Annotated in this window: 14 protein-coding genes; 2 read left to right on the plus strand and 12 right to left on the minus strand. The window is 34.5% G+C overall.

The window, feature by feature from the left end; all coding sequences use genetic code 11:
• Positions 1-94: 94 nt before the first annotated feature.
• The 4 genes from NHG49_RS18340 to NHG49_RS18355 all read right to left on the minus strand — a co-directional run bounded on the left by NHG49_RS18340 (position 95) and on the right by NHG49_RS18355 (position 3,555).
• Entirely contained in the window at positions 95-1,573 is a 1,479-nt protein-coding gene (locus NHG49_RS18340) for a DUF4822 domain-containing protein (protein ID WP_064476997.1), read from the minus strand.
• A 441-nt stretch (positions 1,574-2,014) separates the two neighbouring features.
• Positions 2,015-2,266, minus strand: coding sequence for a DUF2164 domain-containing protein (locus tag NHG49_RS18345; protein WP_001983516.1), 252 nt, complete (start codon positions 2,264-2,266; stop codon positions 2,015-2,017).
• Between the two features lie 17 nt (positions 2,267-2,283).
• Positions 2,284-2,736 carry a peptidoglycan recognition protein family protein gene (locus tag NHG49_RS18350; RefSeq protein WP_064476998.1) on the minus strand — a complete coding sequence of 151 codons (453 nt, stop codon included), beginning with the start codon at positions 2,734-2,736 and terminating at the stop codon, positions 2,284-2,286.
• 15 nt (positions 2,737-2,751) lie between these two features.
• On the minus strand, positions 2,752-3,555 hold the full coding sequence (locus tag NHG49_RS18355) for a protein phosphatase 2C domain-containing protein (RefSeq protein ID WP_064476999.1): 804 nt from the start codon (positions 3,553-3,555) through the stop codon (positions 2,752-2,754).
• A 114-nt stretch (positions 3,556-3,669) separates the two neighbouring features.
• Here NHG49_RS18355 and NHG49_RS18360 point away from each other — a divergent pair, with 114 nt between their 5' ends.
• Positions 3,670-4,509 (plus strand): YitT family protein, encoded by an 840-nt coding sequence (locus NHG49_RS18360; RefSeq protein WP_141669153.1) that lies wholly within the window; start codon positions 3,670-3,672, stop codon positions 4,507-4,509.
• Between the two features lie 20 nt (positions 4,510-4,529).
• Here the strand turns inward: NHG49_RS18360 and NHG49_RS18365 are convergent, their stop codons facing one another.
• On the minus strand, positions 4,530-4,901 hold the full coding sequence (locus NHG49_RS18365) for a VOC family protein (protein WP_001246933.1): 372 nt from the start codon (positions 4,899-4,901) through the stop codon (positions 4,530-4,532).
• Between the two features lie 235 nt (positions 4,902-5,136).
• Between NHG49_RS18365 and NHG49_RS18370 the strand changes: the two genes are divergently transcribed.
• Positions 5,137-6,669 carry a BA3702 family sensor histidine kinase gene (locus NHG49_RS18370; RefSeq protein WP_064477001.1) on the plus strand — a complete coding sequence of 511 codons (1,533 nt, stop codon included), beginning with the start codon at positions 5,137-5,139 and terminating at the stop codon, positions 6,667-6,669.
• A 44-nt stretch (positions 6,670-6,713) separates the two neighbouring features.
• Here the strand turns inward: NHG49_RS18370 and NHG49_RS18375 are convergent, their stop codons facing one another.
• The 7 genes from NHG49_RS18375 to NHG49_RS18405 form a co-directional block, all read right to left on the minus strand.
• The gene (locus NHG49_RS18375; protein ID WP_064477002.1) at positions 6,714-7,322 is read right to left on the minus strand and encodes an alpha/beta hydrolase; all 609 of its coding nucleotides are present in this window, start codon (positions 7,320-7,322) and stop codon (positions 6,714-6,716) included.
• A gap of 19 nt (positions 7,323-7,341) precedes the next feature.
• Positions 7,342-8,286 carry a ring-cleaving dioxygenase gene (locus NHG49_RS18380; RefSeq protein WP_064477003.1) on the minus strand — a complete coding sequence of 315 codons (945 nt, stop codon included), beginning with the start codon at positions 8,284-8,286 and terminating at the stop codon, positions 7,342-7,344.
• 350 nt (positions 8,287-8,636) lie between these two features.
• A complete protein-coding gene (putP, locus tag NHG49_RS18385; protein ID WP_142289322.1) occupies positions 8,637-10,115 on the minus strand; it encodes a sodium/proline symporter PutP in 1,479 nt (492 codons plus the stop codon).
• A 301-nt stretch (positions 10,116-10,416) separates the two neighbouring features.
• A complete protein-coding gene (locus NHG49_RS18390) occupies positions 10,417-10,905 on the minus strand; it encodes a CcdC protein domain-containing protein (RefSeq protein WP_064477005.1) in 489 nt (162 codons plus the stop codon).
• Positions 10,906-11,017: 112 nt separating this feature from the next.
• Positions 11,018-12,592, minus strand: coding sequence for an FMN-binding glutamate synthase family protein (locus tag NHG49_RS18395; protein ID WP_064477006.1), 1,575 nt, complete (start codon positions 12,590-12,592; stop codon positions 11,018-11,020).
• Between the two features lie 67 nt (positions 12,593-12,659).
• Complete coding sequence (locus tag NHG49_RS18400) at positions 12,660-13,787, minus strand: alkene reductase (protein WP_088047022.1); 1,128 nt, start codon at positions 13,785-13,787, stop codon at positions 12,660-12,662.
• A gap of 918 nt (positions 13,788-14,705) precedes the next feature.
• Entirely contained in the window at positions 14,706-15,167 is a 462-nt protein-coding gene (locus NHG49_RS18405) for a CarD family transcriptional regulator (protein WP_170771247.1), read from the minus strand.
• Between the last annotated feature and the right edge of the window lie 198 nt (positions 15,168-15,365).

The following is a 15,365-nucleotide window of genomic DNA, read 5'->3' on the forward strand; positions in this document are numbered from 1 at the left end:
AACAGCTATTTTTCTTCTACTATATAACTTCCTAATCACTGAGGCTTCTCCTTACCAACATTCCCCAACATAATACCTTTGCTAGAGTAAAAGATCACTTTGTGAAATTTGGTTTTAGGTCGCCTGTATACGGTTCGTGCTCAACAAAGATTTTTATATCTTTTCCATTCGCATCTTTCCCGATTCTTGTATACGTAAATTTCTCTTTATTTAACTCTGTAAGTTCAAGGACCGCACCATATTTATTATTTCCTAACGAAGCGTGAGCTCTTATTTTATTACCATGTACAACATCGAAGAAACCATAATCCCCACGACTTACCCCTGTGTTCACATTAAAAAACTCATATTTATTTGTATTTTTATCATATTTTGCTAGACTGATTAAGTTTGAGTTGTATTTTGTTACATTATTACCCTGTTCGTCTAATACCACCGTTCCGTTCCATAGTGTACTAGATAAAATTTCATCTCCATCAACGTCTGTAACTATTTTCCCTGTCGAGCTTTCTAAATTTTTATCAGGTTGCGTGAAAGAAAGTTCTTTTTCATGGTAAGGAACATGTTCAACAAATACTTCTACATCGTTCCCTTTTGCATCTTTCCCCATTCTTTTATATGTAAATTTTTCCTTGTCTAATTGCGTTAATTCAACAACTGCCTGATAATTTTTCGTTTCAGAAATTAACACTCTTTTCTTTCCATCATTCGTTATAAAAAAGGTACCGCTATCATTACGACTTTCTCCTGTACTTGCATTAAAAAATTCATACCTTGCAGTTTTAGCATCATATTTTGCAAGCCCGATGAAATTTTGATTTTCTTTCGTTACATCATTATGATCTTTGTCATAGACTTTTGTCCCTTTCCAATTTGTTTCACCAAGTATGCTAGCTAGTAGTTGCCCTTTCGTTTGTTGAGTTTGTTTAGTTTCTTGTATTGCATTGTATAAAAATTGTGCGTACTGTTCACGCGTCACATCCATACTTGGAGCAAATTTCCCTCCTCCTACTCCTTTTGCAATATTATTTGTTTGAACAGCACTAATTGCATTTCTTGCCCATGAGTTCGTTGAAACATCATTAAAAGTATGATCACTCTTTGCCTTTAAATGAAAAGCATTTGTAAGAACTTGTGCCATTTCTGCACGTGTTAAGGATGCCTTCGGTCTAAAGTTCCCATGCTCGTCACCCGTAAAAACGCCCATTTCTGTTAAAGATAAAATTTCCTTTATATAGCTTGTCGAATCTTCGCTTACGTCCCCATATGGGTTCTCATAATTTTTGTTTTCTGCCATATTAAAATAACGATACATTAATGCTGCAACTTGTTCGCGTGTTACGTTATCTCCAAAACCAAATCTTCCATCATCATAGCCAAAAATAATTTTCTCACCTGTTAATTGATGAATCGCCTCATATGCCCAGTGCCCCTTTGGAACATCTTTGAATACATCAGTATGACTCGTTTGTGGTGGAACCTCTTCTGCTTTTACCTCTCCATTTTTTTCACTCAATAGGCTTCCACCTAAAACTGCTGATATGATACATGTTTTTAAAATCGTTTTATTCATAGCTTCCCAATCCCTTCATTTAACAAAGAATTACACCACTTATCTTCCAAAAGAAGATTCTATGTGAGCAATTCATGTTTTACATTTTGATTACAGCTAATTGGTTACACCTCCAAAGTTCTTTTTCGTAGTATCCATAGCTGTTATATATAGGAATTATAAATAGCAACTATAAATTGCCCATAAATAAATTATTAAAAAAAGATAAAATTAAGATAATATATTTTTAATCTCAATCTAAAAAAACGTTATTCTTTCTCATCTAGCCTGTTAAGAAAGAATAACGTTTTTAGTTCTAGGGTTCTTTTTGACAAAAAAAAGAGAAACTTTATTTTATATGCCAAAAAACAACTTCACGGCCTTTTCCAAACAGAACATCGGAAAAAGCCGTGGCATAATACTTATTTTATAATTGATGGAATACGGCCAAAACGGCTCTTTTTACTTCCCTTCACTCTTCTCTAACACATACAAATCTTCTTCAATATTAGATAGTTTCTCTGTTACAAGCTTTCTAGCATCTCCAATTGCTTGATTGTATGCAAATGGTCCTACTAATTTAATCATTTCTTCTATTAATCGCTCTGCTTGGAAACGTCCAATTTCATCTAAATCTTCTTCAACGAAAAATTGCTGGATTTGTGCCACAAGCTCTTCTTTTTTATCATTTGGTATTTTTATATTCATCATCATTTAAGACTCCTCTATATTTAAGATAGTACGTTTCTTAACTCTACCATAGAAAAACGCTTTCCAGGACAACTTTTTGTAACGCCTTCTAGCTCCCTATGACCGAGTATATTTTCTTTCTTTATAGCAAACTGCTTCATAAACATTTTACATAAAAAATATAATGCATTTATTTGTGCGGTAGTTGGATCATATTTGTCAAAATTACCCGTCATACATATTCCAATTGTATCCCTATTATTATCTTTCGCATGTGCTCCAATATGTAAACCTCGCCCTTCGACTACAGTTCCATCTTCTTCAATAAAATAATTGTAACCGATCCCGCTCCACCCTCTTACTTTTTGATGAAATTCATGTGTTTTATACACATCCCATCCATCTTCGGATGTATGGTGGATAATCAGTTTATTAACTTTCTCTAAAGGAACTAATTCATCTTGAAATGTTAAATTAACACATTTAATTTCCATTCGAACATCCTCCCCTTAAAAATCAATGATCACAATTGTTTTATCGTCTGGCCTTATTCTCTTTTCCTCTTCTAGCTCTTCAATAATTGCTACATATTCATTTATACTATTCTTTCTTATATATGCAACAGTTTGTTCAAGTGGCCAATCTGGGTGGAATAATCCGTCTGAACAAAGAAAAATCCCGCTCACTTCATCTATATGTAGTTCACCATGTTGTAAATAATGTATCGCTTCTTTCATTCCATTCGCAACGGAGTACCCGCCCTGCATATTTGCAAGATAACGATTATATTTTAACTGTTCTCGCACATCTTGAAAAACATGTTCTTCTGGTACAGTTAACCCTTTATTACGGTCTTCTTCCCTCTTCTTTTTTGCTCGTTTACTAATTCCTTCAACCGTGTCTTGCGTTAATACTTGCATCGTCCCATTTTGAAGTATTGCGACAATCATACAGTCCCCTAACTGTGCGTATTCAATTTTCTCACCATCTATTTGAACTGCCGCAATACATGTACACCACAAATGCTCTTTCTTTCTCGTATCTACTTCATACTCTAACATTTTCCTTTGCAATGCTTCATTTGCTTTTGCAACAGCAACTTGCAAACTATGATTTTCACGTAATGAAGCAAAATAACTTGCAAATAAATGCGAAGCGATGTATGCTCCATTATGTCCCTTTTCATCACGAAACGGGACGAGCGGTGTTGCACCATCACATACACCATACATCTTTTTTTCTTCATTACAAAAATAAGAATCCTCACATTCTTGCTTCAACGGGCTTTTCTGTTGATACGTTTTTACCTTCATATCTGTATCCCCTTCCAAATGATAAAATACTCGAATTCTTTTGATTAATCTAATTTTCCGAAATAAACTGTTTTTACCCAAAACTTTCAATATCATATATAATCTTGAAATAATATGAATTTTTTAGTGAAGGACGGGAAAGAGATGGTCAGATTTCTTGGTGTTATTATCGGTTCTATTATTATTGCGATTGCATTTAATCTTTTCCTTATCCCCCACAAAATTTTAAGTAGTGGAATTGGCGGAATTGCTATTATTTTAGGGATTGTAACGCCTGTAAACACAGGTATTATTAACTTTGTATTAAACTTACCTATCCTTATTCTAGGATACATAGGTCTTGGAAAAAAAGTAATTTTTAACACGATTATCTCTGTTATTGTATTATCTGTTGCATTATACTATGTTCCAGTGAAAGTCGTAGCAACAGATCCACTTTTATCATCTATCTTTGGTGGTGTCATTGCTGGGGCTGGTATCGGTCTTGTTTTTAACTGTAATGGCTCAACTGGTGGATTTGATATTATCGGTATGCTATTGTCTCGTAAAAGAGATATTAAACTTGGTGGATTCCTTATTATTTTAAATGCAGTCGTTGTAATAATTGCAGGATTCTTCTTCACTTGGGATGTTGCTCTTACAAGCTTACTTTCAATTTATGTAACTGGTAAAGTGATCGATGCTATTCATACGAAACATCGAAAGGTTACACTTATGATTGTAACAAATGAAGCAGAAAAAATGAAAAAACAACTTCTTTCAACTGTTGTACGTGGAATTACATTACTTGATGGCGAAGGTGCTTATTCCAGCGAAAAAAAACGTGTACTTATGACAGTCGTTTCTCGTGAAGAATTAGCAAGTATGAAATTAACAATTTCCGAAATTGACCCTCATGCATTCGTTAACATTACCGAAACTGTTGAAGTATTAGGTTTGTTTAGAAAAAGTTAAAAAACTAGGTGGATTTCCACCTAGTTTTTATTTTCCATAAATTCAATTCGATTTCCGAACGGATCTGACACATAAAATCTAATTACATCTGGCCGTGCATGATCATCTATTACTTCAATACCTTGCTTTATTAACTCTTGTTTAAATTCATCAATTTTTAAAACATAAAAAGCTGGATGCGCCTTTTTAGCTGGGTTGAAGTTTTGCTCAACTCCGATATGAATCTCTTGATTTCCACACTTAAACCAGCACCCACCACGCTTCTTTAATTCCTCTGGCTTCGGTATTTCCTCCATACCAATTTTATTACCGTAAAACTCTCGTGCTGCTTCTTCACACCCTACAGGCGCAGCTACTTGCACATGATCGATACCTTGAATATAATTTCTCATTTTCTCTCCCTCTCTTCTACCCTAATGTTATAAAGAAAACCTACTCCTGTAACTTACAAAAGATTTATAAAACAATATAAGCTCCCCTTATTACGACCTTACACTCACTTTTCCAAAATAAAGAAAACAAAATTTATTATATAACTTCCATTTTTTATAGAAATACACATTACATCTATATTATAGTTATGGATAGACAAATCTTTTTAGATGCTATTTGTACGGAGGAACTATTATGAGTCGTAAAAAATATTCATCAACTCAAAGAAAACGTCATCCGAACATTTCTAGACGTTTGCGAAACCATATACAAGATCGTTCATTAACAGAAATGTACGCATCTCTGTTCAAACACAATCCTGATAGTATTATTTCATTAAATTTAGAGGGAGTTATTCTACATATAAATCCTTCTGCCGAAAAAATATTAGGTTACAATTCTTTAGAATTAGAACAGAAAAATATTACCTCTATTTTAGAAGCTCATATTTCTGAGCAAGTATTACAAAATATAAAGAATACTGGAGCAGATAATCAACAAGAGTATATTTTATCTATTTATCATAAAAATGGATTCTTATTAGACGTCGTGACAAAACTAGTTCCTATTTTTGTCCAAAATCGTCTAACTGGCGTATATGCCATTATGAAACCTCTTGAGAAATCAGAAAGAATTGAGAATATGCTAAAAGAAAGTGAGAAGAGGTTACGTACATTAGTGAACTCCATGCCTGCGTTTGTTATATTTAAGGATCATGAGGGGCGCTGGCTTGAGGCAAATGACTACGCACTTTCTTGCTTTAATTTCCATCATGTACCTTACCACGGAAAAAAAGATAGTGAACTCATTCAATATAATGAAGCGTACCGAGAAGCTTTTTTACATTGTGAAGAAGTCGACGAACTAGCATGGCAACAAAGACAAATTCTTCATGGTGAGGAATTTATTATACATAGAGATGATTTCGACCTAATCTTAAGTATATCGAAAGTTCCACTTTATCATCCTGACGGCTCGCGAAAAGGTCTTATCGTCATGGGAAGAGACGTTACCGAGCTAAAAGAAACGGAAAAGTTATTACGAAAATCAGAAAAGCTCGCAGTAGTCGGACAACTGACAGCTGGAATCGCCCATGAAATTCGAAATCCACTCACTTCTCTAAAAGGTTTTCTAACATTGCTACTCCCTGAAATAAATGAAGAGCAGAAATGGTATATCGATGTTATGTTAAGTGAAATTTCACAAATGGAATCTATCACAAGTCAATTTATGGCGATGTCTAAACCACAAGTATTATCTATCCAAACTTGTAACATACAAACTTTAATTGAAGAGGTAGTTACATTTATTTTACCAACTGCTATTATGCATAGTGTTCACATCATTATGGATCATTTTGATTACAAACATGATATTCAATGTGATGGTAACCAGTTAAAACAAGTTTTTATAAATATATTAAAAAATGCGATAGAAGCAATGCCAAATGGCGGAAATATTTACATCCAAACAAAGCCATTTGAGGATACCTTCATCTTAATACGTATTATCGATGAAGGTTGTGGTATCCCAGAAGATCGTATCTCTCGTTTAGGCGAACCATTTTATAGTTTAAAAGAAAAGGGAACTGGACTAGGATTAATGATGTGTTACAAAATAATTGAAGAACATCATGGTAAATTACACATTTCAAGCGAATTAAATAAAGGTACAATTGTTGATATTCAACTACCGCTTTCTTCATCTCACCTTGCAATCCAGTCGTAAATAATAAAAGAAGCATCTGCTAGTTGTTAGCAGATACTTCTTTTTTAAAATGCTTTGTCATACCATTCTTTTGCTTTTTCTACTTCGCCCATTGTTAATTGATGTCCTCTATTTTCCCAATGCATTGTTACAGTAGCGTTTGCATTTTCTAATATTACCTTCAATTCCTCAGACTCTGCTGATGAACAAATTGGGTCATTTGTCCCAGCAGCAATAAATACGGATTTCCCTGCTAAATTAGGCAATTGTGTTCCTCTTCTAGGCACCATTGGGTGATGGAGCACAGCGCCTTTTAATGCATTAACGTAATGGAATAATAAGCTTGCAGCAATGTTTGCTCCATTTGAATAACCGATAGCTACAATGTTATTTCTATCAAATTCATATGTTTTTGCAGCTTCATCTAAAAACTCGTTTAATTCCTTCGTACGGAAAATCAAGTCCTCTTCATCAAAAATACCTTCTGCCAATCTACGGAAGAAACGTGGCATGCCATTTTCTAATACATTTCCTCTAACACTTAATACAGATGCTTCCGGATCAATTATTTCTGCAAGTGGTAATAAATCTAATTCATTACCACCTGTACCATGAAGTAATAACAACACTGGTTTTGACGTATCTTTTCCTTTTTGAAACACATGTTTCATCATAATCCTCTTCCCCTTTCAATCACTTTTCGTCTAAATTTCTCACTTCAAATGGTAAAAGTGTTTGTTCAATTTGTTTTCTATGTGGTTCATATTGCTCCGGTAACTTTAATTCCTCACCCATCGTCTCTAACGATTCGTCATGAGCGAAACCAGGAGGGTCTGTTGCAATTTCAAATAAAATTTCGCCGTGTTCTCTAAAATAAATTGCGTTAAAATAATTTCGATCTTGTACAGGAGTTACGTGATATCCAAAACGAGACGCATGCTCTTTCCAGTCTAGTTGATCATCATCATCACTCGCTCTCCAAGCAATATGATGGACTGTACCAATACCCATTTGGCCACGCCCGATTGTCGATAGCCTCAAGTCGATAATATTCCCAATATCAGCAGAAGAACGGAATCGAACGAATTCACCTTCTTCTCCCATTTTCTCAAGACCCATAACATGCTCTAACAATTCAGCTGTGTTTTGAGGTTGTGCAGATAAAAGAACAGCACCGCCAAATCCTTTAATTGCTACTTCTGGCGTAACTTCTCCAAAAGTCCAATTATTTAATACGCCTTCTTCTCTTTCTACTAATTCTATATGCAAACCATGTGGATCATCAAATTCTAAATACTGCTCTCCAAATCGAGTCATTTTTGTATACGAAATATCGAATTTTTCTAATCTATTTTCCCAAAACTCCATTGCACCTTTTGGTACGACATAAGACGTAATGCCAACTTGACCGTCCCCAATAATACCTTGACGAGCACCTGCCCATGGGAAAAACGTAATGATTGTTCCAGGCTTTCCTCCTTCATTACCAAAATAAAGATGGTACGTGCCTGGATCATCAAAATTCACTGTTTGTTTCACTAAACGTAACCCTAATATACCAGCATAAAAGTCTACATTTTCTTGTGGGTGTCCTACGATTGCTGTAATGTGATGAATTCCCATTGTTTTCTTTTCCATTTTCTCCGCCCCTTTTTATTTCATTTTAAAAACTTTTATACATTAAAATTCATTATTCATTTTGTCCATACTGCAAAGTAAAATCCATCGTTATGATTTTATCTTGAATTCGAGATAAAATACACGAAATTACATATCATTCTCTATCTTTTTAAAATTATCTCGAATTCGAGATAATTACCCAAAAAATTTTTCCATCTAACATCATTAAGAAATCATTACTTAAAATTTAAATTATCTTGAATTCGAGATTTATTATAAGTTACTTATTTTTTATTGTCAATAATTCCTTATTTTCATTTGAAATGAAAATAGAGTAAACGTCAGTTATCGTTTACTCTATTCGCTAATTATTTCGTTTCTTCTTCCAGCACTGCTTCCATCTCATTAAATTCACGATGAATTGCTTTCACTGGTTCTTTCGTTAATAAACTTACAACAATTACAGCTAATAAACTACAGAAGAATCCAGGTACCATTTCATACATAGTCGCTTTTAAACTTGGAATTTGCACCCAAGTAATAACAACTGCTGCACCTACAATCATACCGGCAAGAACGCCCCATTTGTTCGTTCTCTTCCAATATAAACTTAATAAAATAGCGGGTCCGAATGCTGAACCAAAGCCTGCCCAAGCATAACCGACAAGTGTTAAAATTGTATCACTTGGATGATACGCTAAAACAACTGCAATCATAGCTTCTACTAACACTGACAGTCTACCGATAAATACAAGTTCTTTGTCACTTGCGTTACGACGGAAGAATGTTTTATAGAAATCTTCCGTTACAGCACTTGAAATAACGAGTAATTGCGAGGAAATACTACTCATAATCGAAGCCAAAATAGCTGATAATAAAAACCCAGTAATGTATGGATGGAATAAAATGTTTGAGAATGTTACAAAGACCATTTCTGGGTCTTGTAACGTCGCATTATTTTTAGCATAATAAGCAATACCAATTAGACCAGTAAGCATTGCACCTATAATTGAAATCGTCATCCAACCGATACCGATTCTACGAGAAGTTTTTAAATCTTTAACAGAGGTAATTGCCATAAAGCGAACAATAATATGCGGTTGACCAAAATACCCAAGACCCCATGCTAAAAATGAAATAATACCAAGAATTGTAGTACCTTTAAACATATCTAAATGCGATGCATCAACTTGGTTAATCGTATTGAATGTTTCTGTTACACCACCGACATCTGTAAAAGCTACAATTGGCACTAATACAAGAGCAATAAACATAATACAACCTTGCACAAAGTCGGTCCAACTTACTGCTAAAAAGCCACCGAATAGTGTATAAGCAACAACGACAACGACAGTTACAAATAAACCAATTTTATAATCAAGGTTGAAAGAATTTTCAAACAAACGTCCACCTGAAACTAAACCAGCCGACGCATAAAATGTGAAAAATATTAAAATGACGATAGCGGAGACAAAACGAAGTATTTTCGTACGATCTTTAAACCGATTTTCTAAAAAATCCGGAATCGTAATTGAATCATTTGCCACTTCTGTATACGTTCGCAAACGCGGGGCAAGAATTAAATAGTTTGCATAAGCACCTATTAATAAACCTATCGCAATCCATACACTTGATAATCCTGTTGCATACATCGCACCAGGTAATCCCATTAGCATCCAGCCACTCATGTCAGAAGCACCAGCTGATAAAGCTGTAACTGCTGGACCGAGTCCCCTTCCGCCTAACATATAATCTGATAAATCGGACGTCTTCTTATAAGACCAATAACCGATATACAACATACCTGCCATATAAATAGCAAGCGAAACCATAATCTCAATCTTCACCAAATCTCTCCCTTAGTTACATAAGCCATTCAAAATTTCGAAAAATGACTTTTTCTATTTTCTTGTTTTCGCTTATGGTTCCCTACCTTAACAAACATTTTTTGTTCTTTCAAGTGAACAAACCCTTTTCACTACATGTGAAAACCTTTATAAACGCCTTTATCCCAGTGGATTACCCGGCTTTCAAAATAAATTGAAGTAATAATATTCAAAAAAATAAAATACCGTTTTTTTCACACTTTATTCTCATTCACTTATCAGACAAATTTTAAAAGAAAAAAGCCATACGAATGTATGACTTTTAACTTATTGGCATTGCAATTTTCTCTTTCTCTACATATACTTTACGAAATTTCATATAGCAACCAATGCGCCAAGGTACTATATAACAAACTGCAAGAGTATAAAAAAGAATGCCGATTGACTTTGGATCTAAACCTTGCAAATGTCTTCTAAAATAAGCACGTAAAAGAACGATAACTAAAAATGTAGCAATAAAAGCGATACTTTTTTTTGCATAAATATGACCATCTTCTCTGATTTCATATCCACTTAAAATAATAAGTGGAATTGATAATAACAGTCCAATTCCAGCAGCTATACCAATTTGCCAAACAGCAAGTTGTATCGGTGTAGCATATAAAGAAAAACCTGGTAATAAAAAGAATAATGGCAATAGTAGTCGTCTTCCTTTATTTTTAATTGGGCGATTCATAGAACGCATGCGCCTAAATATAACGAGCCCTATGACGAGTAAAAAAATTGTAATACTGTATGAACCTTGCTGCAAGTGAATCTCTCCCTAAAAATAGTCATTTTTAAAAATACTCCCCTATTATACTCCTAATTTTTCCAAACGATATGATTATTCCTCTGAAAAATCTTACATATTAAATATACTTTTAGGTTTGATTTACTATAGGAAACAATTCCGAAAGAGGAACTACTCTTCCCATCTCATCTTTAAACACAATATGCTCTCTCGTTAAATGACGCGGACTCTTTACTCCCGCTGCTGCCGCAAGTGAAAACAAACTATATCTCATACTTATTATATAGTTCATGACCCGCCACTTCTTCTCATACGGATCTAACGCTTTTTGATAATGAGGATTCGTCGTCGCCACACCAGACGGACATTGCCCAGAATTACATTGAAGCGCCATTATGCAGCCACTTGCCATCATAAAACCGCGGGCTGAATTTACAGCATCTGCGCCAATAGCTAAAGCAATTGCCACTTTATCTGGTGTAATTAATTTCCCCGAGGCAAAAACTTTGAATTTGTCCCGAACATCATAATGATTCGCTGTATCAATACATGTCAGTAACGCTGGAATAAGCGGCATCCCCATACTATCTGCCATCGATTTATACGTTGCACCTGATCCACCTTCTGAACCATCAACTGTAATGAAATCTGGATAGATGTTTAACTCTTTCATCGATTTGAATAAATCTTCCAACGGCTCTTGCTGTCCAATTACAATCTTCATCCCAACTGGTTTACCGCCGTTTTCTTGCAAACGTTGAATAAAATAAAGTGTATCTACTGCATTCTTTAAAAATGGAAATCGATTCGGTGAATTAATCGTTTCTCCTTCTCGCACATTCCGAACAGAAGCAATTTTCTCATTTACTTTTTGTCCCTCTAGATGACCACCACGTATTTTCGCACCTTGCCCAAATTTCAATTCGAATGCTTTAATATTGCTTTCTTTTGCTTTCTCCATAAATTTCTCCATTGAAAAATTACCATCCTCGTCACGATATCCAAATAATCCTGGACCAATTTGCGCAACGATATTTGCACCTGTATGTAAATGTTCTGGAATAACGCCACCTTCGCCAGTATTAATCCACGATCCGCCAGCCATCTTCGCACCAAACCCGCTCGCTAAAATATAATTTTCGCCAATCGCACCGTAAGAAGTTGCTGATGCGCCAAACATGCCATACAGTTTCCACGGATATTTGCGGTTGTCACCGACGATAATTGCATCGTCTTCTTCGTATAACCAAAGATTCGTTGTATCCGCTGTCAATTTTTCTCTTCGTGAAAATAACCCTTCTTTATGAATCACATACTTTTTCCCTTCACGTTCTTTCGTTACATTCATACTTAATTCATCTGTTAATTTCGGAAATAATGTATTAGCGATATAATATCCAGATGCATCAAAATCTCGTTTTGATCCAAAACCGAGTATTTCTGAACGGTATTTTGCTAGAAACATTACACTTTGAAAATCATAACGTGAAAAGGGCTTTCCATCCGTATCATGATCAAACCAATATTGCCTAAATTCCGGCCCTATCTTTTCAAGTAAATAACGCATCCTTCCTAAGTATGGATGTAACTTTAATATAGAATGATGCGTCCGTTTTTTAATAAAAAATGTAATAATAAAAAAAATGATTAATAGTAACATCAATAAGAGCAATACACTAATAATAACGAGTAGCGTTTCACTCATCCCGCTTCCTCCTATGAAAATCCATAATAAAAGGAGAACACCTGATGTGTTCTCCTTTTATCTTTATTCAAATTAAAGTAGCAAGATGCTCTTTCGCATCATATTCAACTAAACTTTCAGCATTTTTAATTCGATGAACAAAATCTGGATTAGCTATTAAAGGTCTTCCGAATGCCACTACATCAATTGTTCCTTCTTGCAACGCTTCTTCAGCCTCTTTCGGATTTAAATTCCCTACTCCTACGATCGTACCATCCCAATATTTTCTTACTAATTGATGAAAGTTTTTTCCGTCAGCAATAACTGCCGTATAATTCATCGTTGAAGGGTGAATCATCGTTAATCCAACTTCTTTGAACATAGTTACAAACGTTTCAATTGCAAGCTCAGGGTTTTCCCACATATAAGTAGGATTATCACCTTTGAAAGCAGAGAAGCGAAGAAGTGTTTTATTAGCTCCAACAGCTTCTATTACAGCCTCCGTTACTTCTTTCATAAACGTTAACCTTTCCTTTAAGTCTCCGCCGTATTTATCAGTACGCTTATTCGCAAACTCATAAGTAAATTGATCGATTAAATATCCGTGTGCACCGTGTATTTCTACTCCATCAAATCCAGCTTCGATCGCGTTTTTCGCGGCTTGTGCGTATTGACCGATCACTTCTTGTATTTCTTCTAACGTCATTGCTTCTGGCGTATCAAACGGTTTACGAAAACGTGGAACATTTCCCTCTGCAGCGATAGCAGACGGTGCTTGTGGCATTTGCCCACCAATTATTTCGTGATGACTCATACGTCCAACATGCCATATTTGAGCAATAATCGTTCCGCCTTCTTTATGTACTGCCTCTGTAACAGGCTTCCACGAATCGATTTGTTCTTGCGTATAAATTCCTGGCACTCCCGGATTCCCTTTTGCTCTTGGGCTAATGACGATTCCCTCTGTAATAATTAATCCAACTTCATCAGCTGCACGCTTTCTATAGTACTCGACTACATCAGTACCAACGACTCCCGTTTCATGATTCGCGAAACATCTCGTCATCGGTGCCATTGCTATGCGATTACGAAGAGACCAAGATCCAATTTGAATCGGGTCAAATAACTTCGTTTCTTCAATATTTTCAAAAGATCCCCAAGCGTTTATATTTGTTCCTTCATAAATACTTGCTGCTTTATTATTTGAACTTGTCATTTTTCTTCCCCCTAAAAAATTCTTACTATAATCGCATCATACTTACTTTTAGATAGTAACGTCAATTTATACGCTCTTATGTAGAAATATTCGCATAATAAAACTAACTGTTTTTTAACTTTAAGGGTTCTGGTATTCAAGACTCTTACTGTCTATTTTTATATTCAGTAAGTGGATGAGAAAAATACTTGTTAAGTGGATGTTTTCTTTTCTTCTAGTTTTATTACTATAGAATATATTGGTAATTGTTTTTCAAACTATTTACTAAAAAAAACGATTTCCACTGTACTATATTCAAACTTACAGTTACGAGGTTTCAATCATTCATTTGTTTTTTATTATACAAACAAAAATTTTAGGAACGAATAAAAGACTCCTACATAGTTGAAAGTATTTTTTCTATTTATCCGTTCCTAATCCCCATGAAAAAAGGAGCTGTCATATAGTCGATAATTCGACTATATGACACTCCTTTTTAGTTGACCGTATATGGCTAACAATTCATTTATCTCTTTAATATAAAGAATATAAACAATTATTATCTCTTCACATATAAAAAATTCCTTAGCAGTAGAAGTGAGAGTGGTTCAGTATTCTTCTAAAAATAATAACTTATAAACCTAAAACAATGAAAGCCCTACCTCTCTTTCATCCTTACGGCTCCTCGTCCGTGCCAGTGTGAATCAGGATTGCAAAAATCAAGTAACTATTCTATCGAAGTGTTTAATTAAACTTCGAATATTCGTAAAGAATTTAAAAAATAAAAATGGATTTGATTGTAGTAATAACAAAAGAGGTTAATGCTCTAAAAGTGGTTTGAAAGAATTGAATGTCTTTGAAATGATTAATTCTCTATAATTATGTTCCCAAAAAATTCAAAACCTTTTTTGGGATCTAATACATTATTTGTAATGAATCTTAACAAAAGCTTTTTATTTGACTTTCCGTGATACCTTCAATTAATCCCAGTTCACTAATCAAAAATTCGTGTGCGTTATCTAACATTTTCTTTTCGCTTGCATTAAGTGCTTTTTCTTTCTGCATACGTAATAAATCACGTACAACTTCAGCACCTTCTTGTATTTTACCCGTCTTTATTTTATCAGTGTTCAATTTATACCTTTGTTTCCACGTAAGTAATCTATCAGATTCTCCATGTTGAAAAATATCCAATATGTGTGCTATTGCCGTTATATCCGTGACTGGTCGTATATTTGAGCTCAATATTCTCCCTGCCGGAATCATTACTTCCATATTACTACCCGACATTTTTATAACATAATATTGTTGTTTTTCTCCTGTGATTTCCTTCTCTTCTATGGCTTTAATTATACCTGCTCCCTGCATTGGATAAACAATGTTATCGCCAATTTGAAACAAATAATCCACCTCCATATATGGTAACCTTCTCAATCTTAACACACAATCAATTTTTTAGCAAAATTTTTATTTTATCATAAAATTATTTTTAATGTCAATCCTTTCGAACTAAGAAAATAAATTCGTAAAATATCACTAACAACCCACAATCTTATTACCTTTTTCCACACATATATACATTCTAATTTCACCTTCTCT

Origin of the sequence: Bacillus sp. IBL03825 (assembly GCF_024712505.1) — a bacterium.
Taxonomy (GTDB): domain Bacteria; phylum Bacillota; class Bacilli; order Bacillales; family Bacillaceae_G; genus Bacillus_A; species Bacillus_A wiedmannii.

What these genes read in the sequence shown, in the direction of transcription:
- NHG49_RS18340 (WP_064476997.1), bottom strand. Translation starts at nt 1,573, where the DNA reads ATGAATAAAACGATTTTAAAAACATGTATCATATCAGCAGTTTTAGGT.
- NHG49_RS18345 (WP_001983516.1), bottom strand. Translation starts at nt 2,266, where the DNA reads ATGATGATGAATATAAAAATACCAAATGATAAAAAAGAAGAGCTTGTG.
- NHG49_RS18350 (WP_064476998.1), bottom strand. Translation starts at nt 2,736, where the DNA reads ATGGAAATTAAATGTGTTAATTTAACATTTCAAGATGAATTAGTTCCT.
- NHG49_RS18355 (WP_064476999.1), bottom strand. Translation starts at nt 3,555, where the DNA reads ATGAAGGTAAAAACGTATCAACAGAAAAGCCCGTTGAAGCAAGAATGT.
- NHG49_RS18360 (WP_141669153.1), top strand. Translation starts at nt 3,670, where the DNA reads ATGAATTTTTTAGTGAAGGACGGGAAAGAGATGGTCAGATTTCTTGGT.
- NHG49_RS18365 (WP_001246933.1), bottom strand. Translation starts at nt 4,901, where the DNA reads ATGAGAAATTATATTCAAGGTATCGATCATGTGCAAGTAGCTGCGCCT.
- NHG49_RS18370 (WP_064477001.1), top strand. Translation starts at nt 5,137, where the DNA reads ATGAGTCGTAAAAAATATTCATCAACTCAAAGAAAACGTCATCCGAAC.
- NHG49_RS18375 (WP_064477002.1), bottom strand. Translation starts at nt 7,322, where the DNA reads ATGATGAAACATGTGTTTCAAAAAGGAAAAGATACGTCAAAACCAGTG.
- NHG49_RS18380 (WP_064477003.1), bottom strand. Translation starts at nt 8,286, where the DNA reads ATGGAAAAGAAAACAATGGGAATTCATCACATTACAGCAATCGTAGGA.
- NHG49_RS18395 (WP_064477006.1), bottom strand. Translation starts at nt 12,592, where the DNA reads ATGAGTGAAACGCTACTCGTTATTATTAGTGTATTGCTCTTATTGATG.
- NHG49_RS18400 (WP_088047022.1), bottom strand. Translation starts at nt 13,787, where the DNA reads ATGACAAGTTCAAATAATAAAGCAGCAAGTATTTATGAAGGAACAAAT.